The organism is Kutzneria sp. NPDC051319 (assembly GCF_040682195.1).
In the GTDB taxonomy this organism is placed as follows: Bacteria; Actinomycetota; Actinomycetes; order Mycobacteriales; family Pseudonocardiaceae; genus Kutzneria.
Window position 1 is genome coordinate 243168 of sequence record NZ_JBFBAM010000002.1, and the last position, 22257, is coordinate 265424.

26 protein-coding genes are annotated in these 22257 nt (G+C 68.2%); 11 read left to right on the forward strand and 15 right to left on the reverse strand.

The annotated features are described in order from the left end of the window. Positions 1-9: 9 nt before the first annotated feature. The 3 genes from AB0M73_RS03160 to AB0M73_RS03170 are packed head-to-tail and all read left to right on the forward strand — an operon-like array spanning position 10 to position 2737. A complete protein-coding gene (locus tag AB0M73_RS03160; protein ID WP_363886150.1) occupies positions 10-951 on the forward strand; it encodes a GNAT family N-acetyltransferase in 942 nt (313 codons plus the stop codon). Next, complete coding sequence (locus AB0M73_RS03165) at positions 948-1700, forward strand: YcnI family protein (RefSeq protein ID WP_363886153.1); 753 nt, start codon at positions 948-950, stop codon at positions 1698-1700. Before AB0M73_RS03160 ends, AB0M73_RS03165 begins: the two co-directional genes overlap by 4 nt. A 50-nt stretch (positions 1701-1750) precedes the next feature. Further along, positions 1751-2737, forward strand: a complete 987-nt coding sequence (locus AB0M73_RS03170; protein WP_363886155.1) for a CopD family protein — start codon at positions 1751-1753, stop codon at positions 2735-2737. A 2-nt stretch (positions 2738-2739) separates the two neighbouring features. On the opposite strand, the gene AB0M73_RS03175 is transcribed toward AB0M73_RS03170, so the two are convergent. Beyond that, positions 2740-3144 (reverse strand): arsenate reductase ArsC, encoded by a 405-nt coding sequence (locus AB0M73_RS03175; protein WP_363886157.1) that lies wholly within the window; start codon positions 3142-3144, stop codon positions 2740-2742. A gap of 128 nt (positions 3145-3272) precedes the next feature. On the opposite strand from AB0M73_RS03175, the gene AB0M73_RS03180 reads away from it, so the two are divergent. Beyond that, a complete protein-coding gene (locus AB0M73_RS03180; RefSeq protein WP_363886158.1) occupies positions 3273-3650 on the forward strand; it encodes a metalloregulator ArsR/SmtB family transcription factor in 378 nt (125 codons plus the stop codon). Positions 3651-3653: 3 nt separating this feature from the next. Here AB0M73_RS03180 and arsB read toward each other — a convergent pair whose 3' ends face one another. The 5 genes from arsB to AB0M73_RS03205 all read right to left on the reverse strand — a co-directional run bounded on the left by arsB (position 3654) and on the right by AB0M73_RS03205 (position 8810). Continuing rightward, complete coding sequence (gene arsB / locus AB0M73_RS03185) at positions 3654-4739, reverse strand: ACR3 family arsenite efflux transporter (RefSeq protein WP_363886161.1); 1086 nt, start codon at positions 4737-4739, stop codon at positions 3654-3656. A 29-nt stretch (positions 4740-4768) separates the two neighbouring features. Next, positions 4769-5842 (reverse strand): ArsO family NAD(P)H-dependent flavin-containing monooxygenase, encoded by a 1074-nt coding sequence (locus AB0M73_RS03190; protein ID WP_363886163.1) that lies wholly within the window; start codon positions 5840-5842, stop codon positions 4769-4771. Beyond that, positions 5839-6198: a metalloregulator ArsR/SmtB family transcription factor gene (locus AB0M73_RS03195; RefSeq protein WP_363886164.1), complete on the reverse strand. Its 360-nt coding sequence runs from the start codon at positions 6196-6198 to the stop codon at positions 5839-5841. Before AB0M73_RS03195 ends, AB0M73_RS03190 begins: the two co-directional genes overlap by 4 nt. A gap of 65 nt (positions 6199-6263) precedes the next feature. Then, entirely contained in the window at positions 6264-7466 is a 1203-nt protein-coding gene (locus AB0M73_RS03200; protein WP_363886166.1) for an MFS transporter, read from the reverse strand. Between the two features lie 6 nt (positions 7467-7472). Continuing rightward, complete coding sequence (locus tag AB0M73_RS03205; protein WP_363886304.1) at positions 7473-8810, reverse strand: FAD-dependent oxidoreductase; 1338 nt, start codon at positions 8808-8810, stop codon at positions 7473-7475. Positions 8811-8907: 97 nt separating this feature from the next. Here AB0M73_RS03205 and AB0M73_RS03210 point away from each other — a divergent pair, with 97 nt between their 5' ends. Continuing rightward, positions 8908-9747: a metalloregulator ArsR/SmtB family transcription factor gene (locus AB0M73_RS03210; protein WP_363886168.1), complete on the forward strand. Its 840-nt coding sequence runs from the start codon at positions 8908-8910 to the stop codon at positions 9745-9747. A 428-nt stretch (positions 9748-10175) separates the two neighbouring features. Here the strand turns inward: AB0M73_RS03210 and AB0M73_RS03215 are convergent, their stop codons facing one another. The 3 genes from AB0M73_RS03215 to AB0M73_RS03225 form a co-directional block, all read right to left on the reverse strand. Beyond that, a complete protein-coding gene (locus tag AB0M73_RS03215; RefSeq protein WP_363886171.1) occupies positions 10176-11042 on the reverse strand; it encodes an SAM-dependent methyltransferase in 867 nt (288 codons plus the stop codon). Positions 11043-11114: 72 nt separating this feature from the next. Continuing rightward, the gene (locus tag AB0M73_RS03220) at positions 11115-11996 is read right to left on the reverse strand and encodes a Scr1 family TA system antitoxin-like transcriptional regulator (protein ID WP_363886174.1); all 882 of its coding nucleotides are present in this window, start codon (positions 11994-11996) and stop codon (positions 11115-11117) included. A 177-nt stretch (positions 11997-12173) separates the two neighbouring features. Further along, entirely contained in the window at positions 12174-12368 is a 195-nt protein-coding gene (locus tag AB0M73_RS03225; protein ID WP_363886176.1) for a DUF397 domain-containing protein, read from the reverse strand. 219 nt (positions 12369-12587) lie between these two features. On the opposite strand from AB0M73_RS03225, the gene AB0M73_RS03230 reads away from it, so the two are divergent. Beyond that, positions 12588-13106 carry a helix-turn-helix domain-containing protein gene (locus tag AB0M73_RS03230; RefSeq protein WP_363886179.1) on the forward strand — a complete coding sequence of 173 codons (519 nt, stop codon included), beginning with the start codon at positions 12588-12590 and terminating at the stop codon, positions 13104-13106. Positions 13107-13153: 47 nt separating this feature from the next. Here AB0M73_RS03230 and AB0M73_RS03235 read toward each other — a convergent pair whose 3' ends face one another. Beyond that, positions 13154-13582, reverse strand: a complete 429-nt coding sequence (locus AB0M73_RS03235) for a hypothetical protein (protein WP_363886181.1) — start codon at positions 13580-13582, stop codon at positions 13154-13156. A 587-nt stretch (positions 13583-14169) separates the two neighbouring features. On the opposite strand from AB0M73_RS03235, the gene AB0M73_RS03240 reads away from it, so the two are divergent. After that, complete coding sequence (locus AB0M73_RS03240; RefSeq protein WP_363886184.1) at positions 14170-15273, forward strand: hypothetical protein; 1104 nt, start codon at positions 14170-14172, stop codon at positions 15271-15273. 72 nt (positions 15274-15345) lie between these two features. Here the strand turns inward: AB0M73_RS03240 and AB0M73_RS03245 are convergent, their stop codons facing one another. Together AB0M73_RS03245 and AB0M73_RS03250 are read right to left on the reverse strand one after the other, a co-directional pair. Continuing rightward, positions 15346-15696 (reverse strand): hypothetical protein, encoded by a 351-nt coding sequence (locus tag AB0M73_RS03245; RefSeq protein WP_363886186.1) that lies wholly within the window; start codon positions 15694-15696, stop codon positions 15346-15348. Continuing rightward, positions 15666-16346: a hypothetical protein gene (locus AB0M73_RS03250; RefSeq protein WP_363886188.1), complete on the reverse strand. Its 681-nt coding sequence runs from the start codon at positions 16344-16346 to the stop codon at positions 15666-15668. The genes AB0M73_RS03245 and AB0M73_RS03250 overlap by 31 nt, the downstream gene beginning before the upstream one ends. 378 nt (positions 16347-16724) lie before the next feature. Between AB0M73_RS03250 and AB0M73_RS03255 the strand changes: the two genes are divergently transcribed. Both AB0M73_RS03255 and AB0M73_RS03260 read left to right on the forward strand, forming a co-directional pair. Further along, complete coding sequence (locus AB0M73_RS03255; protein WP_363886190.1) at positions 16725-17225, forward strand: helix-turn-helix domain-containing protein; 501 nt, start codon at positions 16725-16727, stop codon at positions 17223-17225. Between the two features lie 2 nt (positions 17226-17227). Continuing rightward, positions 17228-17761: a pyridoxamine 5'-phosphate oxidase family protein gene (locus tag AB0M73_RS03260; protein WP_363886192.1), complete on the forward strand. Its 534-nt coding sequence runs from the start codon at positions 17228-17230 to the stop codon at positions 17759-17761. 27 nt (positions 17762-17788) lie between these two features. On the opposite strand, the gene AB0M73_RS03265 is transcribed toward AB0M73_RS03260, so the two are convergent. Then, positions 17789-18553, reverse strand: coding sequence for an IS110 family transposase (locus AB0M73_RS03265; protein WP_363886306.1), 765 nt, complete (start codon positions 18551-18553; stop codon positions 17789-17791). A 397-nt stretch (positions 18554-18950) separates the two neighbouring features. On the opposite strand from AB0M73_RS03265, the gene AB0M73_RS03270 reads away from it, so the two are divergent. Next, on the forward strand, positions 18951-19847 hold the full coding sequence (locus AB0M73_RS03270) for an alkaline phosphatase family protein (protein ID WP_363886195.1): 897 nt from the start codon (positions 18951-18953) through the stop codon (positions 19845-19847). Positions 19848-20053: 206 nt separating this feature from the next. Here AB0M73_RS03270 and AB0M73_RS03275 read toward each other — a convergent pair whose 3' ends face one another. Further along, the gene (locus tag AB0M73_RS03275; protein ID WP_363886198.1) at positions 20054-20296 is read right to left on the reverse strand and encodes an integrase core domain-containing protein; all 243 of its coding nucleotides are present in this window, start codon (positions 20294-20296) and stop codon (positions 20054-20056) included. 441 nt (positions 20297-20737) lie between these two features. Beyond that, positions 20738-21160 (reverse strand): hypothetical protein, encoded by a 423-nt coding sequence (locus AB0M73_RS03280; protein ID WP_363886200.1) that lies wholly within the window; start codon positions 21158-21160, stop codon positions 20738-20740. 154 nt (positions 21161-21314) lie between these two features. On the opposite strand from AB0M73_RS03280, the gene AB0M73_RS03285 reads away from it, so the two are divergent. After that, complete coding sequence (locus AB0M73_RS03285; protein ID WP_363886203.1) at positions 21315-22061, forward strand: MBL fold metallo-hydrolase; 747 nt, start codon at positions 21315-21317, stop codon at positions 22059-22061. The last annotated feature ends 196 nt before the right edge of the window (positions 22062-22257 follow it).

Genomic DNA, 22257 nt, shown 5'->3' on the forward strand with positions numbered 1-22257 from the left:
CGGCACGCGATGAGAACGGTGGCCTTGGGCCTGCCGGTTGCGGTGGTCGACGTGGACGAGGCACTCAACGGCGAATGGCTGGCGCACAGCCGCGGCGTCGACGTCGTCCGGGTCCAGGACCCGCCCCCTGAACGCTGGGCCGAACTCGCCGAGATCGGGTTCCTGCCCAAGCCTCAGGTGCTGACATGGCGGGCGGCGACCGCGGCGTGCGAGGAGGACTTCCTCGCCGGTCTGGCCCGCAAGGACAAGCAGAACATCCGGATCGCACGTCGCCGCGCCAAGGCGGACGGCCTGACCACCACGATCCGCGGGGTCGACGAGACGTTGCTGGCGATGTTCCTGCCGCTGTACGAGGCCCAGGTGGCTCGTATGGTGCACGGCTGGTCCGTGGCCACCGAGCACCGGGACCGGATCCTGGCCGAGCGGGACAGCTACTTCGCGGTCTGCGTATGGGACGGCGATGCGCTGGTCGGCGCCAGCATCAACCAGCGTTCCCGGCAGCGTGACGAGGTCAGGGCGCGGTTCTCGGCGGTGGTGCCGGATCAGCGGCAGGCCAGTCTCACCAGAGTGATCTACCTCGAGATCGTGCGGGTCGCGCGCGAGGAGGGCTACACCATGGTCAGCCTCGGCAGCGACCCGAACCTCTACGGCCACCTGGTCAAGCCCGGCCTGTTCAGCTTCAAGAGCAGGCTCGGATTCGTGCCCGTGCCGTCCCACCTGGTCGATGCCGGCTCGGGATCCGACCAGGCCGACCGGATCACCGCGTTCACCGCGATCACGGATCCGTCCTTCCTGCTCTCGTACGCCCCGGGGGCCGACGGCCGGCCGGAGCGCGGCCCGCGCCTGGCGCTGGACATGTACACCACGGCTCGGGAGATCGACCGCCGTCCGTACACAGTGGACTATCTCGTGGACTTTCACGTTCACCGGTTGGAAGGGGAGAGACGATGACGTTGCTGCGTGCGGGCGGCGTGACGATCGCGGTGCTGTGCCTCCTGGTCGCCGCGGCCGGTGCCGCGTCGGCGCACGTCACCGCGGTCAGCCAGGACAAGGTCGTCAAGGGTGGCGACGCCGTGATCACCTTCCGCGTCCCGGACGAGGACGACACCGCCAGGACGACGAAGTTCACCGTCACCTTCCCGACCTCGGCGCCGGTGCTGAGCGCCGACACCCAGGCCGTCGCGGGCTGGTCCGCCGACGTCGCCACCGCCAAGCTCGACAAGCCGTTGACGGTCGGGGACCTCACCGTCACGCAGGTTGTCAGCTCGGTCACCTGGACCGCGCAGAACGGTGCGGGCATCGCGCCGGAACAGTTCCAACAGTTCAGCGTCGCCGTCGAGGGCCTGCCGTCGACAGTGGACGAACTAGTCATGCCCGCGACGCAGACCTATGACAGCGGCAAGGTCGTCAACTGGAGCGATCAGCCTGCGGCCGCGGGCGCACAGGAGCCGGAGCACCCGGCGCCGCATCTGACCCTGGCCGCGGCCAACGACGACGCCTCCGCGCCGACCACCACCGCTGCCACCCCGATGGTGATGGCCAGCCAGGACGACGGCGCGCGGTGGCTGGGCGGCACTGCTTTGCTCATCGCAGCGCTTGCGCTGGGATTCGGTGTGGGCGCGCTGAGTCGGCGTCGCCGGAGCCGCCCAGCCGCGGGCTTCCTCGACGACCAGGAAACCTCGAAGGCCGCGGCGCAATGACGATTGCCGACCTCGCCCGCTCGGCGACGTCCCGGTCCCTCGGAGGACTGGTGGCTTTGGTGACCGCGGGCGGGATCGTCGGCGTCACAGTAGGCCTCGTGCTCACCGCAACGGCCATGGTCGTTGTGCCGGGGTTGGCCGAGCCGTCCACGTTCGTCACCACCGCGCTTCCCTTGGCTCGCCTGGTGTTGGACCTAGCGGCGCTGCTCGCCGTCGGGGCGACGCTCACTCCGGTCCTGGCCGGAAGCGGGCGCGCCGAGGCGTCGACCGAGTTGGCAATCGGCCGCGGCGTCGCGGCGATGAGCTCGGCCGCCTGGGCCTTGGCCGCTGTTGCCACCCTGGTGCTCCAGGTCGCCGATGCGAACGTCGGTCGTCACCTCACCCTCGGCGCCGTGGTCGAGTACGCGACGTCCGTGCGGTCCGGGCTGGCTCTGCTGGTTGTGGTGATCTGTGCGCTGATCGGGCTCGCGGTCAACGCCGTCTCCGTTCGGCGGCCGCTGGCCGTCCGGCCTGGTCTGCCCATTGTCATCGCGATCGCCACCCTGCTGCCGCTGCCCCCGAGCGGACACATCGGCGACGAGGCCGGTGTTCTCGGCGCGCTGAGCACCGTCACGATCGAACTGCACGTGTTGGCGGCGACGTCATGGGCGGGTGGCCTGATCGCTGTGATCGCCGTCCTGGGCACCCGCCGTTCGCTGCTGGCCGAGGCCCTGCCGAGATTCTCCCGGCTGGCCACCGCGTGTGTGTTCACCACGGCGGTCACCGGGGTGCTGGCCGGAGTCATCATCCTGATCTCGGAGCCCGGCCTGCACTGGTACTCGGCGCCGTTCACGACCGGCTACGGCCACATCCTGCTCGGCAAGGGGATCGGTGTGGTCGCGATCGGGCTGCTCGGAGCGCACATCCGGTTCCGACTGCTGCCGACTGTCCAGGCGGCGAGCCGGGCAGCCGTTCTTCGTTGGGCAGGATGGGAGTTGACGGTGATGGGCGCGGCCTTCGGATTGGCCGCGGTGTTGGTCGGCAGCCCGATCGCGTAGCCCTATCCGTCGAGCAACTCGGCCAGCAGCCCGCGCACCCGGCGGTCGATCTCGTCCCGGATCGGCCGGACCGCCTCGACGCCGAGCCCGGCGGGATCGTCCAACTTCCAGTCGAGGTAGCGTTTGCCGGGGAAGACCGGGCAGGTGTCCCCGCAGCCCATGGTGATCACGACGTCGGAGCCCTCGACGTCGTCGGACGACAGCTTGGACGGCACCTCGGCGGTGATGTCCAGGTGCCATTCCGCCATCGCGGCGGCGGCCGCCGGATTGACCTTCTCAGCCGGCTCGGACCCGGCCGACCGCACGGTGACGCGCCCCAGCGCGTAGTGCCGCAGGAGCGCGGCGGCCATCTGCGAGCGACCCGCGTTGTGGACGCAGACGAACAGCACCTCTGGTGTGCCGGACACCGGGCCTCCTCGGCCGTCGAGAACCTTGGATCGATTTTTCTCGATCCAGCTCATCACGTCGATCGGTGTTTGTCAATTCAACGGGTAGACTGGCCAACCTGCCTGTCCAGCCGAGGATCGGGGGTTCCATGGCCAGTCGCGCACGGACCGAGGTGGCGCCGGTTGCGGCCCATGACCCCGTGTCGACCGGTTCCGACGAGCGGGCGGCGCAGTTGTTCAAGGCACTCGCCGATCCGGTCCGCGTCCGGCTCGTTCGGCTGGTGCGCACCGCAGAGAACGGCGAGGAATGCTTCTGTGGCTTGGCTTCCGAGTTCGACATGCCACAGGGAAGCCTCAGTCACCACCTCAACGTGCTGGTCAAGGCCGGGGTCTTGGCTCGCGAGCGCCGAGGCACGTGGAGTTGGTACCGCGTGTGCCCGGACGCGTGGCATGCCCTGAGCACATTCCTTGCCCCGGGCGGGTTTCTGGCCAGTCGGCCGGCCACCGATCCGAGCCGCTGCCACTAGGCCTCAGTCGTTGCTCGCCCGGAAGAATCGGCGCGCCCACAACGCGACGTACACCAGCGCGACCAGCACGGGAACCTCGATCAAAGGACCGACCACACCGGCGAGCGCCTGTCCGGAGGTAGCGCCGAAGACACCGATCGCCACGGCGATCGCGAGCTCGAAGTTGTTGCCGGCCGCCGTGAACGCCAACGTCGCCGAGCGTTCATAGCCCAGGCCGACGCGCTTGCCGAACAGCAACGACAGGCTCCACATCAGTCCGAAGTAGACCAACAGCGGTAGCGCGATCCTGACGACGTCGAGCGGTCGCGACATGATCGCGTCCCCTTGCAGTGCGAACAACACCACGATCGTGAACAGCAGGCCGTAGAGCGCGAACGGGCCGAGCTTGGGCAGCAGGCGCTGCTCGTACCAGATCCGACCGCGCAGCCGCTCGCCGAGCGTGCGGGTCAGGAACCCGGCGACCAGGGGAATGCCGAGAAAGATCAGCACCGACCGCGCGATGTCCCATACGGAGACTTGCAAGGCCTGCTGCGGCAGGTGCAGCCAGCCGGGCAGGACCTGCAGATAGAAGTAACCGAGACCGGCGAACGCGACGATCTGGAACACCGAGTTGAGCGCGACCAGGACCGCGGCCGCCTCTCGGTCCCCGCAGGCGAGGTCGTTCCAGATCAACACCATCGCGATGCATCGGGCGAGGCCGACGATGATCAGGCCCGTGCGGTACTCGGGCAGATCGGGGAGCAGCAGCCAGGCGAGGGCGAACATGACCGCCGGGCCGAGGACCCAGTTCAGCAGGATCGACGAGACGAGCAGCCGTTTGTCCCCGGTGACGCTGTCCAGCCGGTCGTAACGCACCTTGGCCAGCACCGGGTACATCATCAGCAGCAGCCCGGCCGCGATCGGCAGCGACACCGATCCCACCTGCACCGCTTGCACGGCGGTGTTCAGCTGCGGCACGAGGCGGCCCAGCGTCAGCCCCAACACGATGGCCAGGCCGATCCAGGCTGGCAGGAAGCGATCGAGAAGCGACAGCCGCGCCATCACGGCTGGGCTGCCGCTCGTGCGCCGGTCGGTGCCCGTCACGTCCATACCCGCTCCCTGGATCGAGAAATGCCGATTCAGAAGGTAGCAGTGCCCGACCGCCGCGGTCGACCCGTGAGTTCGGCGACGAGCTGCTTGGCTGTCCGTCCGGCGCCGACGAGGGTGGCCGAGGCCGTACCGGTCCAGTTGCCGTAGCCGAGGAGGTGGATGCGGGCGTCGTCGGCGGCCTGCGTGTTCCGGGTCGCGATGTGCCCGTCGACGCGGCTCAGGCCCAGCGGCGCCAGATGGGACAGGGCCGGCCGGAAGCCGGTGCACCAGATGATCGTGTCCGCCGGTCTCGTCCGGCCGTCGGCCCATACGATGCCGTGCTCGGTGATCCTCTCGAACATCGGCTCTGCCACCAGGACACCGCGCTCCCTCGCCGCGAGAACCGAAGGCACCACGACGATGTCGCCCAGACCGGCCACGCCCGCCGCCTGTTGGCCCGCACGGCTGGCCAGCAGCTGCTGGGTGGCGACGTCGAACAGCACCCGGCCGTCGACGTCGTCGGGCAGGAACCGAGGTGGGCGTTCGGTGGCCCAGATGACGTCGGCGACCGTCGAGACCTCCGCCAGGATCTGCGCGGCGGAGTTGCCGCCGCCGACCACGACCACGCGCTGTCCGGCGAACTCGTCGGGCTTGCGGTAGGACACGGTGTGCAGCTGGCGTCCGGCGAAGTCCGCCTGTCCCGGGCAATGCGGCACGTAGGGACGCCACCAGGTGCCGGTCGCGCTGATCACCGTCGCCGCCGACCACACGCCGTGATCGGTTTCGACCCGGATCCGGTCGGCCGCGGCCCGGACGGCCTCGACGTGAATTGGCCGGCGGATGGGCAGCTCGTACCGCTGCTCGTAGGCACGCAGGTAGGACACCACGTGGTCCGCGGTCGGAAAGGGTTCACCGGGTTGAGGCGGCATCGGCCAGCCCGGCAGCGAGCTGTACCGGGCGGCCGAGAACAGCCGCAACGACGCCCACCCGTGCTGCCATGCCCCGCCGGCCTCGGACTGATCGTCCAGGATGACGAACTCCACGCCCGCCCGACGGAGGTAGTAGCCCGCGGCGAGCCCGGCTTGCCCACCTCCCACAACCACGACCGGCACGGTGTTCGTCACGCGGCTGCCACCGGGCACGGGGCGAGGGCGGCCGACAGTCGGGCCAGCGCCGAGGGGACGACCCAATGGCACATCTTCGTCCCGTGACGGGTGCGTCCGATCACGCCGGCGGCCCGCAGCACCTTGAGATGGTGGGAAATTGTCGGGCCGGTCAGCTCGAACGCGGCGCACAGGTCGTACACGCAGGCCTGGCCGCCGGGGAAGGTGGCGATCAGGTTCAGCAGCCGCAACCGAACCGGATCCGCGATCGCCCGGAGCACCCGGGCGAGGTCCTCCGCCTGCGCCACGGACAGCGCGCTCTCGGTGACCGATACGCGGGAAGTTGATGGCACGGCGTCCGTTGGCTGCACTGGCATGGCGACATTATCGACATTCTTCGATCCAGTCGGCCAGGGGCCGATGGGCTCATCAGTGCGCCTGATCATCGACGGCCGCGTGGTGTCGCGCCGACGGACAACACCGCCGCAGCGGCGGCAACCGCGCCCAGCAGCAAGAACGCCGTGGCGTAGCCACCGAGCAACTTCGCCAGCAAGGCGCCGATGAACGGGGCCATGGCCATCGCGACCGTCAGTGGTGCAGACAGCAGACCGGTGAGGTGGCCGTAGTACGTCGTCCCCCAGCGGTCGGTCACGGCGGTCGCCTGGAGCAGCGTGAACACTCCTCGGGCGGCGCCGGCCAGGACCGCGGCGCAAATCAGCGCGGTCACGTTGATCAGCACGCTCAGCATCGCCGTGGTGATGCCCATGGCGAGCAGGATCAGCAGGGTTCGGGTCCGCACGCTCGTGCGACGGGCCAACGCGACGTATCCGAGGCGACCGGCGACCTGCCCCGCCCCACCCAACCCGAGCGCGACCGCCGCCGTCCCAGCGTCGACCCCCCGTTCGTCCAACAGCGGCACGAGGTTGATGACGACCGCGAAAGTGGCGAAGGCGGCGACGCTCAATGACGCCGCCAGCACGAGGAATCCGCGGCTTCGGGCGACGCGGCCGGGATCGGCATGGACTTGCCCCGGCGTCGGGCTCGGATGGGGTGGCCAGGGCGGCGTCAGTCCGAACCAGTGCGCCGGGATCGTCACCACGGCCAGAAGTCCCGCGAGTACGAGATACGTCTCGCGCCAGCTCAACAACGTGGACAACCAGGCCGTCAGAGGCGCGAACACGGTGCTGGCCAGGCCTCCGGCCAGGGTGAGCATCGTCAGCGCCCTGACACGGTCCCGGCCGTGCCAACGGGTCAGGGCGGCGAACGCCGGTGGATAGAGCACGGCCCCCATGGCGGCGCCGGCCAGTATCCAAGCGGCGAAGAACCATGCGAGGTCGGTCGCTGAGGCGATCGCGACGATCGCCAGGACGCCCAGTGTCGAACCCGCCGTCATCACCGCGCGGGGACCGTGTCGGTCGAGCCGGCGGCCAACCGGGATGCCGGCGATCGCCGCCACCAGCTGGCTGACCGACAACGCCGCCGTGACCACGGTGGTCGACCAACCGGTGGTCGTGGTGATCTGCGCGGAGAGCACGGGGAAGGCGTAGAAGAGAACACCCCAGCTGGTGATCTCCGTTGCGCACAACACCGTCAGCACCCGTCGCAGATCACCACGTGAGGCCGACTCGACGTCGTTGCCCGGCACGCTCGCTCAGTGAGCGGTCGGCGCGGTCAACGACAGCTCCTGGACGCCCGCCGGTGCTCCACAGCAGCTTCCGGCCTCGTCTTCGGTCTGCGCGTCGAAAACGCCCGACCCGCCACAGACCCCGGTCTCGGGCAGCGTGAGCTCGACCCGCTCGGCGGCCGCGCGATCACCGGCGATGGCAGCCACGATCGATCGCACCTGCTCGTATCCGGTCATCGCCAGGAACGTCGGCGCGCGGCCGTAGCTCTTCATGCCGGCCAGGAACACATCGGGCTCCGGATGCGCGAGCTCCTTGACGCCGTGCGGATACACGCTTCCGCAGGAGTGCACATTGGGATCGATCAGGGGCGCCAATGCGACGGGGGCCTGCAGTGTGGCGTCGAGGTCCAGCCTGACCTCCGAAAGCCAGGACAGGTCCGGGCGGAACCCGGTCAGCACCACCACCTCGTCGACGGCTTCCACACGCTGACCTGCTCCGGAGACGAGCGTCAGCCTGCCGTGACCATCGCTTTCGACGGCCTCGGCGCGGAATCCGGTCACGACCGAAATACGGCCCGCGCCGACGGACGCCTTCGCCTTCAGCCCCAGTGCGCCGCGGGCCGGCAGCTGGTCGGCGTCACCGCCACCGAAGACCGTCCCCACAGTGCCTCGCCGCAGCACCCACGTGATCCTGGTCGACGGGATGCGCTGCGCGAGGGCATCGAGCGCGACCAGCGCGGTCAGGGCCGAATGGCCGCTACCGGCCACAACGACGTGCTTGCCCGCGTACCGTGCGGCCACGAGTTCGTCATCGAGGTTCGGGACGCGGTGCGCGATTCGATCCGCGGCCGCCTGCTCGCCCAATGCGGGCAGGCCATCGCCGCCCAACGGGTTCGGCGACGTCCAGGTGCCTGATGCGTCGATCACCGCCCGTGCCGTGACGAGTTCCTCGCGGCCGTCCGCGTGGCGGATGTGCACGGTCAGCGGCTCGCTGTCACGCCCGGCGTCGACCACCCGATCGCGCCCCCGGCGTGCGACGCCCACGACCTCAGCGTCCAGCAGCACGTGCTCGCCCAGAGCCGTCGCGAGCGGTGCGAGGTAGAGCTCGGCCCACTCCGCGCCGGTCGGGTAGCCGTCGTTGTCGGGACGCTGCCATCCACGTCCGTCCAGCAGTCGCTCCGCGGCCGGCGCGATCAGCTCGGCCCAGCGGGAGAACAGCCGAACGTGATGCCACTGCGAGACGGCCGCACCCGCACGCTGTCCACGCTCGACGACCAGTGGCCGCAGCCCGCGTTCGACCAGCTCGGCCGCTGCGGCCAACCCCACCGGGCCGGCGCCGACCACTACAACGGGCCACTCGTCCATCGTGTCCTCCATCGATCAAAGTCGATTGACTGGGCCCGAGAGTATCGACCCGGATCGATGGATGCAACCATCGATTTGGATCGATATACTCGTCGTCATGTCGATCGCGCCGCCCCAGGCCCAGGTCCTGTCGCCCGCTGAGGCCGGCACCTACGCGGACTGGTTCGCCTGTCTGGGCGAGCCCGTGCGGGTGCGCCTGCTGCACGCCGTCGCCACGAGCCCGAACGGCATCACCGTGGGCGCGTTGACCGAGATCCTCGGCATCAGCCAGTCCACCACCTCGCACCATCTACGCAAGCTCGCCGAAGTGGGCTTCGTGCGTGTCCGCAAGGAAGGCACCGCCTCCGTCGTCACTGTCAACGAGTCGTGCTGCGTCGGCCTGCCGCACGCCGCCGACGCCGTCATGGGCATGTTGGCGTTTCGCCCCTGCTGCCCCGATGACGTGCCCGCCGACGTGACCGTGCGCGCGCTGGTCGCCGAGGACTGGTCGGCCGTCCGACGCATCTACGGCGAAGGCATCGCCACCCGTATGGCGACTTTCGAGACCGAGGTGCCCAGTCGCTCTTCCCTCGACGCCAAGTGGCTGCCGGAGCACCGGTGGGTCGCCGAGATCGACGGGGAAGTCGTCGGCTGGACCGCCGCCAGCCCCGTGTCCACCCGCGACTGCTACCAGGGCGTCGCCGAGACCTCGGTCTACGTCGGCGCCGCGCACCGTGGTCGCGGTGTGGGCAAAGCCCTGCTGCGTAAGCAGGTCACCGCGGCCGACGCCGCCGGGCTGTGGACCTTGCAGACCGCGATCTTCACCGAGAACCGGCCGAGCATTGCCCTGCACCACATGGCCGGCTACCGCACGGTCGGCATCCGGGAACGCATCGCCCAGCTCGACGGCGTGTGGCGCGACACCGTGATGATCGAACGCCGTTCACCGGCTCGGTGAGCGAAGGATCTACAGCCTCCGACTGTTCGGCTGTGCGCCATTCGAGCACGCGACGCGGCAGCACCGTCCCCGCCAGCCACGACCCCGCGAAGTTCGCCACGTTGAACGGCAGCTTGTTCAACCACCGGGTGCCCGCCGAACGACGGCGCAGCTCGAGGTCGGACGCGCCGTCCAACAGGTCGTGGAAGCTGACGCGTGCCCCTTCCAGTTCCTGGTGCACCGCCGCCCGGTCCATCGCACAAGCGTGCGCCGGACATCCTGAGGGCGCACTCAGCCATGCCGGGCACGCGTCGCGCTCCTGCGCTGACGGACAGATCGCTCATGTCGCGATGACGCGTCAGGATGCGCTTTTCGTGCACCAATTTGTTCGTGTACACGCTGTTCTGTCAGTGACGTGATCTCACCAAGATTCTGGCGGGCCGCGGCGGTTACGGCTTGCGGGCCGCAGCGGCGCGGATGACCGAGTGCGCGGGGGTTGCGAAGGAGATGGGCTCGGCTTGGGGGTCCGCGTCCTCGGGATGCCAGTCCGGCGTCCATTGCAGGCCCGGCTCGATCAGTTCGAAGTCGCCGAACAACTCCCGCACCTGTTGGCGCGACCGCCAGATGACGCGACTGCTGCTCTTGTCGTACATCGCCTTCAGCTCGACGAGCTGAGCGACCATGTCGGCGGGCACGTCCTCGTCGCTGATGTGCGAGATCACGAGGTACGACCCGGACGGCAACAGCGCGCGATACCGGGCTACCGCTTCCTGTCCGAGGTCACGCCCGCCTTCGTCGGTTTGCTCGACGTGCAACACGGCGATCAGCAACAGCGCGACCGGCTCGGTGAAGTCGATGATGCCCAGGTCCTCGATCTGCGCCCAGAGCCGGTCCGGCGCCCGCAGGTCTCCGTTGAGCGCGGCGTGACGGAGCGGATCTCCCTTGCTCTGCAGCAAGACCTGTGACTCGGCGACGGCGACGGGCTCGTGGTCGACGTAGATGACCTTGCTGACTCCGGGCTCGACCTCGTCGGCCACCTCGTGCGTCGGGCGCATCGTCGGCAGGCCGGCGCCGATGTCGATGAACTGCCGCACGCCCATGGCCATGAGGTGCCGGACCGCGCGGAACAGGAACTGCCGGTTGGCCCGGGCGATGTCCTTGATCAGCGGGACGCGCTCGCAGACGCGCTTGCCGAACTCGCGGTCGATCGCCCAGTTGTTCGTGCCGCCGAGGTACCAGTCGTACACGCGAGCCACACTCGGGTGGGTCAGGTCGGCGCCCTGAGGGAGGAACCGTTCCGGCTGGTGTAGCGTCACAGCATGATCCTTTCGGTGCGTGAGGTGTCGTGGTGGGTCGAGCGCGGTGGGTCAGCCGGTGATGGATCGCACTCAGGCCTTGTACTCCTCGTACAGCTGGCGCAGCAGATCGATGGTGCCGTCGAGGTCGAGGACGTACGGGAGCAGCGTCTCCCAGCGGTCGGTCGCGCGCTGGAGTTTGCCCTTCGCCTGGAAATAGTCGCCGCCGCCCCAGTGCTCGATGTAGAGCTGGTCGGGCTGACGCCCGCCGAACTTGAGAATCGTGGCGTCGCCGGCCATGTAGGGCTTGCGCCCCTCGCGGGCCAGCAGTCGGATCTTCGTTCGGCCGTCCAGCACCAGGTCGGTGGCTTTGCCGCGCAACAGGTCGAGGAAGAACTGGATCTGGTCCAGGACCGCCTCTGGACCCAGCTGATCCGCGCTGACCTTGAAGGCCTCCTCGTAGATCACGCAGTGGTATCCGCGTAGGTGCTCCGACCCGAACAGCTGCCGGCGCTGGCGGCGCAGCAGGGCGGCCGGGGCGACGTCGACGCGGCCGGCGGAACCCAGCATCGCGTAGCAGAAGTGGTTGGACTGCAGCGGCCCCGGGATGCGGAGCTCGTGCACGCACTGGATCTCCGTCGCGCTCTGCTCCAGCTTGACCAGCTTCTTGAGGTAGTCGGCCATGTCCGCGGTCCTGATCTTGCCCGGCACGCCCACCTGGCCCAGCACCCGCAATTCCTCCATGCGCCGCGACATGTCGTCGGTGAGCTTCAGTTGCTTCCGGATCCGGTCCCACAGGTCCTTGTCCCCGATGGCGTCGCCGCTCTCCAGGCGAGAGATCTTCACCTGGTTGACGCCGACCCGCTTGCCCAGCTCGGTCTGGTTCATCAGTGTGCCGTCCGGCCCGCTGCACTCGCGGGCCTCGCGACACAGGTGACCGAGCTGGACGAGCGGCCCGATGCCGGCTGTGCTCACCTACGACTCCACCGTTCACTCGTGTACCGCAGTCGGCACACATTAGAACAGTGGAGAAGCACTGACAGTTAAATTCTGCCGAGAGCGGACCAGCCGGTCGAGCGTAGGGTCACTCCACAGCATTCACTTCCCGATCATCATCACCTGGAAGAGTGGTGACGTCGAGAGTGCGGCGTGTTAGGCGCCGTGTTCGGACCGCAGTAGAGCCGACCACTCCGCCTCGGTGAACACCAACGTCGGCGACGCTGTCAACTTCGAGTCCCGGACTCCGACGAGCCCCGGCAGTGAACGGTTGATCTCCACGCAATTTCCGCCGTCGTCGCCGCAGAGCTGCGGCTTCTGCCAGCCGTTTGCGGCAAACTCGCTGGTCACGGCGAATGGATCATAGCTGTGCATCCCCGACCCCCAGTTGTGCTCGTTGCCCTCAGTCAACTATGTATAAGCGTGCGCGCTGTATATTCACGGCGCAACCCACGTTCGGGTATGTGCCGCGGCGCACTGCGGAGTTCACCCGATCGGTCGTGGGCCCGGATTCGTCATGCCGCCCGGCGTCGGCCGTCGCACCAGAGGACGAGCGACGGGGTGGCGACAGTGAGCGAGCGGCCGAGCGACAAGCGGATCCGTGGTCGGCGACGGGAAGGATTTGCCCGGTGGCTCAAGCGGGCCTTCGAGGACGACCGGTTGTCCGTGCTGACTCTCGCGGAGGCCTTCGATCGGCGGCCCAGTGTCGTGCGGCGCATGCTCCGAGAGGCCGGCGCCCGCGGCGACGATGTCGACTGCGTCGGATACGCCGACGACGAGCTGCGCCAGGCGATCGTCGGCCGTTACCGGCGAGGGGTGTCAGTGATGATGTTGCGGCAGGACACCGGCCTCGGCGAGCGGGTGCTGCGCGGTGTTCTTCGCGCCGCCGGAGAACATCTTCAAGCACAGTCCGCGGTGCCGACCAGCGGCGCGGCGGATTGGCGTCGTCGCTATGAGCAGGGCGCCAGCATTCGCGAGGTCGCCTCGGAGATCGGCTGTTCCTACGGCGCCGCACGACTGCTCCTGCTCCGTGCCGGTGTGACCCTGCGGGCAGGGGGCGGCCGGGCGCAGCCGCCGCCCCCTGAATGACCGCGTTCGGCACTGAGCCGCCAGGCTTCAGTGACCGAGTGCGGTGTCTAGCGTCCGCAGGACCTCATGACCGCGATGGTCGCGACGTTGGCCATGTGCGTAAGCACGTCGCCACCGGTGAGGAACAAGGTCGCGAGGATGGCGCACCCGCCGAGCACCGTCAGGCCGACGACCAGGACCACCAGTTTCAGCACACGGCCAAAACGCCGCCGGTTGCCCAGAAGCCGCCAGGTCAAGGCGACGAGGGTGCTCGGCGGGCTCGGTCGCCGGTGCCGGCCACCGCGGGGACGCAATTCGGAACCGGCCAGCCTCGGCCCGGGCTGTCCGGGCTGCCGGTTGTCCCGGGCGACCGGGGCGGGGTTGGACCAGACGATGACGAGAACCCGGTCCGGTCGACTCGATCGAGCGACGCCGGGCACCCGTTCGCCCTCGTTCTCCTCTGGAGGCTCGGCATGGTTGGCCACTATCCTGGGCATGCTGGTTCTTCTCCTGTTCGGGGCGGATCAGCGGTGTGGCGTGGGGTCTCGGTGAGGTCGGGATCCCACGCCTTTGTCACGTCGGCACAAAATCGCTCGATAGGCATGACGGGTGGACTCTATATGGCCGAATGTCGGCGTGATCGCTCGATTGCCCGAAAATTCTCGCCTCTCGCTGAGTGGGCGGCGGACGGCGATAAACGGTTGACGGCGGCGGCCTTTAGGGTTCAGTCCTCCTGGTCACCCTAATGCAGTAGTGGTCCCGCAAATGCGGGACTCCGATCCGCTGGTGGCTGTCGATGTTCACTGCATCGTGTGATGTCCGACCGGTCGGCGCATCGGCGTGGAGCCGATTGCGTTGCGATAAACGGTCGTCTTTGGTGGTGGTGGAATATTCGTTTGATCGAGCGCTTCCGGCTGTCATGTATATACGTGCGGCGCCGTATGTGCCCCCATACTTGAATATCCGCCCCGCTCGAGTGGAGTCCGATGAGAACGCCCGTCCTGAGCCGCGTCACGTGAGATCGTGACCGTGGCGGGCGCCGCACACATGCGAAGGGGAGTCCGATGACGGCAGGTGGGCGGCCGTGATCACCGTCGCGGCGTTGCGGGGATACCTGCTGGAAGAGGTGCTGGCCCGGCTGCTGTACGACAGCGGCTACCGGCTGCTGGTGTCCGAACGGCAGGATCCGGACGCGCTGGTCCGGGGCAAGCACGGCCTCCTGGTCCGTGGTCGAGGCGCCGACCACCAGGCGGACGTGCTGGGCGAGCTGATGCTGCCGACGCCGTTCTCCCTGCCGCTCCGGATCTTCGTGGAGGCCAAGTTCCGTGAGAGGGACCGAGGATCCCTCCTCGACGTCCGCAACGCGCACGGGGTCCTGCACGACGTCAACGAGCACTACTCGTCCGAAGGTGTCCGCGACATCCCGCTCCGACGGCACCACTATCGGTACGCGCTGTTTTCCACCTCGGGCTTCACCAGGCCCGCGCAGCGCTACGCCCTGGCCCAGCAGATCTCATTGGTCGACCTGTCCGGCGCCGATTTCGGGGAGCTCAGACGCGCCGTCACGGCACTTGCCGGCGACGTGCGGCGGCTCGCCGGTGAAGCGGACGTGCGGTCGTTCCCGCTCGGGCAGCTGCGGACCGCCGCGCGGCTGGTGCTGGGCACGTGGACAGCGGACGACGATCTCCTTCGTCGCGGGGCGGATCAGGGGGCTCCGCGGGTCGAAGAGCTGGCTCGTCTGGCCGCGCAGATCACGCCCGCCATTGAGGAGCGGGACATGCTCCCCAGCGGCGGGCTCGGCGCCGTCCTGGCGTCGTTGGCCGCGGTCGCGAACCAGAATCTGGTGCTGGGGTTCCCCGCCGCCCCGTTCGTGCTGGTGCTGCGCCCGTCCGACCCGGCGGCGCTCAGCAGGTACGTCGACCGCCACGGCAGCGACGTGCGAGTCGACATCAGGTTCGCTTCACGCCGAACGGTGGCCGGTGACTGGGTGATCGTCCCGGCGGACGGTTCCCGGGCCTTTCAGCTCCGCTTCGCGTTGCCCGACCTGCTGGCGGAGTGGCTCCTGAGTGAGGATGGCGCCGCCGCCCAACGGGGGCGCGATGCGAAGGCCGGCCTGTTGTCCTCGATCGCGGTGTTCCAGCGGGGTCGTCTCGTGCGGCTGCTGTTCGAACCGCCGAGCCGCCGCTGAGCCGAACCGCGTCCGCAGCCGTGTGCTTGGCGACAAGTCGCGGTGGAGACAATGGCTTGCCTCGGTGTCCGCTTACCGAGCGGTGTCGTCGTGCTTCTCGATGTGTTCGAAGACGTCGGCGTTGGTCTCCTGCCACCACTCGGGCAGGGCGTTCCACTCGGCGACGTAGGACGGCTTGGGGTCGGCGAAGTGGTGGTACACCTGGCCGGTCCAGCAGGCCGCGACGAACTGGCCCTTCTGGGTGCGGCTGAGCTTGGCGGCGTTGCCGGCGGTGACGCCGAGGAAGGTGCGGACCTGCTCGTAGACCACGACCGCAGCGGCTTTTTCCCAGTCCTGGGTGTCTTCCCAAGGGGTGACGTAGCCGGGCTCGGGCTCGCCGGGGAAGTGCTTGATCACGCCGGCGAGCCATGCCTCGCGGAACACGCGGCCGCCTTCGATGAGCGGGTGCGCTCGCCGACTACCCCGAAAACGCCCCACAGCGCGACGAGCAGGCCGATCGAGACGATCAGCAGCACCCTGATCACCGGGATGTCCGCCGGATCGACGTGGTCACCGAGCCTGGGGGCGAGCAGACCGGCCGGGTCCTCAACGACGTCCACGTGTTCACCGGGGTCCGGCCTGTCGTCCACCGCTACCGGGTCGCCGATCAGCGAGCCGTCCGGCCGGCGTAGTCGGGCTGTGCAGGCCAGGCCGCCGCCCTTGGCGTGTTCGCAGCTGGTGGACACCACCGTGGTGGTGATGCGCGTGCCGTGGTCGGCCAGGTACCACAGCGAGCTCAGGCCGATCATGGCCATGCAGAACCAGGTGGCCAGCACGGTCGGGAGCAGTGGCCAGATCCGTCGGGTGAGCACGATCGCGGCACTGGCCGCGCTCGCCCCGCCGAGCACGCCCAGGATGAACGAGAAGACCTGCACGACGCCGCTGGCGCTGGTCGCGCCGATCCCGATCAGTCCGCAGGCCAGCAGCGTGGTCAGCAGGCAGAGGCCGGCGCGCACGGTGGCCCGGCGCCAGCCCCACGGCGTGAGCCGGTCCGATCTGGTCCGGGAATGCGCACGCGTGTCTTCGGCCGGCATTCGCGGATTCTGGCACGTCAGTGCCCCACCACGGCGCAGAACCGGAATTGCGTACCGGCTGGCTCAGCAGCACCCCAGCCAGCTGTCCGGTCTCGCCGAACATGATGCCGCTGCCCTCCATCTGACCTGCGCGGACTCAGTTGCATTGGGAGCCCTCCTGTCGGTCTGTCTCATCGATTGTGGTGCCGGCAGAAGCAGGGACTGAGGCTCGGTCGACCGGCGCGGCGCCGGGGACCCAGTCGGCGCCCAGGTACGCCTGAGCGCCGACGACTCAAAGCTCCGGCCGCCGTCCTGCGCCGGCTGGCTGCTCCCGGTTTACCGCCGGTCGTTCTGGGGTAATACCGCTCTCGTAACGCAACCAGTTTCGAGGTGAGAGCGGTGAAGGAAGCGCGGTCGCGGTGTCCGATCAACCTGTCGCTGGAGATCCTCGGTGACCGGTGGACGCTGCTCGTTCTGCGTGACGTCGTTTTCGGCGGGGCGCGGCACTTCCGGGAGCTGCTCGGCGGTGAGGAACGGATCTCGTCGAACGTGCTGGCCGACCGGCTGGCCGCGCTCGTCGAGCACGGGCTGCTCAGCCGGGCCGGGGACGCGTCGCACAAGCAGAAGGTCACCTACAGCCTGACCGAACGCGCGATCGACCTCGTCCCGGTGCTCGTGCAGCTCAGCGCCTGGGGGGTGCGGCACCTGCCCGTGGCCGACGCCTACGCGGCCCGCGCGGACGTGCTCACCGCCGGCGGTCCCCCGCTGTGGGAAGCCTTCATGGACGAACTGCGCGAGACTCACCTCGGCACCCGCCGCGGGGAGGCGCCGGACGGCCCGACCGTCGCCGAGCGCCTCGACGCCGCCTACGCGGCATCCGTGGCCGACCGAACGGAGTGACGATGGAAACCCGGCTCGACGAACGGTTCAGCGATCCCGGCACCGAGGCCACCGGCTGGGCCGAAACCGCGCGGGCGCTGGAAGAGGCCCAGATCAGCTGGCTCACGACCGTCCGCGCCGACGGCCGGCCGCACGTGACACCGCTGGTCGCGGTGTGGCTGGATGGGGCGGTCCACTTCAGCACCGGCGCCGGCGAACAGAAGTATCTCAACCTCACGGCGAACCCGAACGTCGTGCTGACCACGGGACGCAACACCTGGGACGATGCCCTCGACGTGGTCGTCGAGGGCGTGGCCCGGCGCGTCACGGACCGCCCGACGCTCGTCCGGCTCGCCGCGGCGTGGCTGCGGAAGTGGGACGGCAACTGGGTTTACGAGGCGACCGACAACGGGTTCCGGCAGGGCGGCCACGACGACGTCGCGGTCTTCGCCGTCGAACCGGCGAAGGTCCTGGTCTTCGGCCGGCAGCGGACGAACCCGTCGGAGACGTCGATGCTGTCCACTGTGGAGTTCACCCACACCAGCCATCGTCTCTGACGCCGCGTCAGACTGGCCGCGCTCGCATCAGGTCGGCTGAGACAGGACACCAGCTCGCAACCAGTGTGCGCTTAGCGGACGTCCGGACCATCCTCTCATCAGCGTAAGGCGGTCTGTGTCAAGCAGATGGTCGCTGCCTCGTCCGTCGTCGGTCCCCGCATAGCGGTAATGGGATTGGCCCCAGCAGCGTGTAATCGGGTTGGTACGACGACGGGCGGGGCTGCCCGTGATGAGAGGCGAGATCATGGTGTGTCTCAATGCCGCGTGGGGCTCGCCCCGACCGTCTGCTTGACGGCCGCCACAAAGTGACTGGGCGGCGCGGGAACGTGGTGCGGATGAACTGGTGCCGTGGGTCGCGGTCTGCGGGTCCCAGCGTTGCCCGGAGGTGATCACCGCGTGCAGGTGACGCAGGATGGCCGCGGTGATCGCGGCCTGGGCCTGCGGCGCGGTGAGCGTGTTGGTCTCCCGAGTGGTCAGGTGCTGGTAGCGGGCCGCGTAGACGGGGTTGGCATGTCGTGCGGCCCAGACGACGCGCCAGGCCGCCAAGCGCAGGTTGGGTCGGCCTTGACCGGTGAGTTTGGTGCGGCCGGTGAAGGTGCCCGAGGACCGTTCGCGTGGGGCCGGGCAGGCGTGTTTGACCAGCGCGCGGGCGGTGGTGAATCGGGTGGGGTCGCCGGTCTCGGCGAGGATCGCGGCGGCGCCGACCGCGGACAGCCCGACGATCGAGGTGACGCACGTCGTTCGGCTCGGAAACCGAGGTTGCCGACAGTCTCGGTGGAGTGGACGGCTCAGAACACCTCCGGCCGGTTCGCGCCGTGATCACCCGTTGCCGGGCCAATGGTTGAACTGTCTTCGGTGGACGGCATCGCCACGCGGACTGCGGGCTGGATCGTTCCACCCCGGTCCGCCCTTGCTGGGTGACCGGCCGTGCCGATATATTGAAGTAGTTAGGAAAGTTTCCTAACTAAAAAAGGTCGCGGGTGCGACGGACGGTTGGCGGTTCCAGGGGAACGCCCCCGATCGGCGCGAGGAGAAGTAGTTCCTTGTGTCGTCACAAGTATTGAATCGTTTACTACGCGGTCCGCCGGGCAACAGGCTGCCGTGCCGAGCGCCTCTCGGTTGCGGCAGTCAACTGTGGACATTGGCTTTGTTCGGGAAGCCACTGGGGTGTCGCGTACAACCATGAGACGTGGAGGATCCGATGGTGAACGGAAGACGATGGGTCGCGGCGATCGTGACAGCAGCGGTGGCGGGGCTGGGTATGGCTGTTCCCGCGGCGCCGGCGAGTGCCGGCCAACTTGGCAACGCCACGACAGCGGCAGTTCCGAGGTTTGATCACGCGGTCCTGATCATGATGGAGAACCGCGGATACAACAGCATCATCGGCAGTTCCCACGCGCCATACCTGAACTCTCTCGCCAAGCAGTACGCCCTGTTCACCAAGTCGTCCGCGCTCACGCATCCCAGTGAGCCCAACTACATCGCGCTGCTGTCGGGCTCCACCCAGGGCGTCAAGGACGACTCGTGTCCGCACACCTTCGCCGCGGACAACATCGCCCATCAACTCGCGGCGAGCGGGAGAAGCTTCGTCGGATACTCCGAAAGCCTGCCCCAGGCCGGTTACACTGGTTGCGAGAAGGGTGACTACGCCCGGAAGCACAGCCCATGGGTGAACTTCGGCGACATCCCGGCTTCCGCCAACCAGCCCTATACCTCGTTCCCGACGGACTACGGCAAGCTGCCGACGGTGGCATGGGTGACGCCGAACCTTCAGCACGACATGCACGACGGTTCCATTCAACAGGGCGATGCCTGGCTGAAGAAGAACATCGACGGGTACCTCCAGTGGGCCAAGACCCACAACAGCCTGTTGATCATCACCTGGGATGAGGACGAGGACAACGGTGGGAACAACTCGATCCCCACGATCTTCGCCGGCGCGCAGGTGAAGTCGGGGCAGTACGCGGAGAAGATCAACCACTACACGGTGTTGCGAACGCTTGAGGACGCTTATGGATTGGCCGCGCTGGGCGCGGCCAAGAAGGCCACAGCGATCACCGATGTCTGGTCGGGTAGTGCCTCCTGACAGTCAGGCAGTGGCCGTCCACATCGGGCGGAAGGCCCCCGCTCGGCAGAGCCTTGCCGTCTGCGATCGGCGCGTCGTTGATCTGTCGGGTGCGATCCGGGATTGACTGATCGTGGTCATAGCTACTCGGCGTCCGGCCGTCACCGTGATTGTCACGGTGACGGCCGCGACGCGTGAGGTTCACCCCGAACGGTGGACAGGGGCTTTCACAGTTCAGGCAGCCGCTGACAGTGACGCCTCGTAAGCGTCGGGACTGAGCAGCCGATCGCGGAGTGCCGCCGCACACTGCTGTAGAACGTGACCCAATTGTCAACCGCGGCAACGAGTTCCGCCTTCGTCGCGTAGACACGACGGAAGTACTCCTCGTGTTTGAACGTCGACCAGATCGACTCAGCCGGGCCTGTTGTCACAACAGATCCTGGTCGCGCCCATCGACCGATGCAGCCCATGGCGGAAGCACGCCTGCGCCGTCGATGACCTGACGCGCCGCCCGGATCCGATCCATGTGGAGACGCGTTTCCAGCATGACGCAGGAGCGTAGCTCAGTGATAACGGGCAAAACACACATGAGTCGGAGTCCGGAGACCGAGACACACGCACACCCACATGCCGAGGTGAGTGAGTCCCGGTGTCGGGTCACCGGGACTCACTCGGCCGCTGGTGTCAGCGGTCCATCAGAGCGAAGACGCCCCAGCCGAGGTATTCGCGTTGGTATCGGGCGTGGTGTACCGGGGCGGCGGTGAGTTCCGCGCGCATCTGCGCCGCGAGCTCGTCGTCGGGATTGGCGTCCAGCCAGCGGCGGGTGCTGAGCCATTGGTCTGCGACGCCGGGCCGATGCGCGGGCCGGCAGCCTGTTCCCGTTGGCTGACAATGATTCCTAGGCGTTCACGCTAGCCGCCGCAGGCGGGAACCGGAGCGACATCCACCGAACCGTCGATGACCTCTCCGGTGGCCTGGTCGACGGCGTGCACGGTCATGTGCTGGGTGACACCCGGCTGGTTGGGGGTCGGGTGCAGCTCCCGGATGCCGGTCGCCGTGGCCACGTCGGTGCCGGTGAAGAACACCTTCCCGTTGTCGGCAAAGGTGATCGTCCACACCTCGCCAACCACCCGAGTGTTGATCTCGAACTCCTCGCCGACCACGAAGATCCCGCCGGGTCCGTCGTCGTCGTGCTTCGACTTCAGGGTCCACGGCGTGCCCAGGCTGCCGACGCCGCTGGCCATCACCCCCGGACCGCAGGGCCGACCGTGACTGGCCGCCGCCCCACCCGCCGTAGCCAGCGTGAGCACGCCCACGCACACTGCGATTGTCACGATATGATTGCCTCGCAAAGGATCCTCCCCAACCTTGGTGAAGTGGTACCTGCGATCCTTGATACGTAAGGGGGTTACTACGACGCACTCTCAGGCAGCGAGTCGTGCGCGTGTCGGGACCGGTAGACCGGCTCAGATCTTGGATGCTGGGCTCATGCGACAAGTCACCGTGCTCGGCGGTTGTGGTGCATATCCGGAGCCAGGGCGGGCATGCAGCGGATTCTTGGTGGACTGGGACGGCTTCCGCCTTGTGCTTGACCTCGGCTACGCCACCCTGCCGCGGCTGCTGACGCACTGCCCCGACGACGCCGTGGACGCCGTTGTCATCACTCACGAACACCCAGACCACTGCATCGACCTGCACGGACTGTTCCGGATGCGCTTGTACGGCGGGGGCGGTCACCGCAAGCTGCCGCTGTACTGCACGCCAGGCGTACTGACTCGTCTCGGCGCTCTGGAGCCCGAAGTCGAACTGGGCATGGTGTTCGACGTCCACGAGTTGCCGGGGGCTTACAAAGTCGGTCCGTTCGAGCTGAGCTGCGTCCTGCTTCCGCACTACGTGCCCAACGTCGGTGTGCGGTTGCAGGCTGAGCAGATCGCGTTGGCCTACACCGGCGACACCGGCCCGGACCCGCTACTCGCCGAACTCGGTCGAGACGCCGACCTGTACATCGTCGAGGCCACAGACCGGACAGGCGAGTTGCAGCAGGTCCACCGCAACCTGTTGGCCTCTTCGGAGGCGGCGCAGTGGGCCGCGCGAGCGGGCGCCCGTCGCCTCATGCTCACCCACTTCTGGCCAGGCAACAACCGCCAGGCCGCCGTGGCCACAGCGCGATCCATCTTCGATGGCGAGGTACTCACCGCCGAGGAGGATCTCGTTGTCCCACTCGGCTCCCCTTGATCTCAAGGCGAACAAACGGCCGCCGCGGAATCAGGCGTCCCACCACTCACGAGTGCCGCAGCCAACCTCGTACTGCCACCAACCCGGCGTTTGTCCCTGGGCCAGCACAGCTTTGACACCGGCGAAGTCCGCGGCCGCGGGTCCGCACTCAATTTCGTGGCCCACAGTCCTTCCGTGTCCTGCGGGATCCACCCTT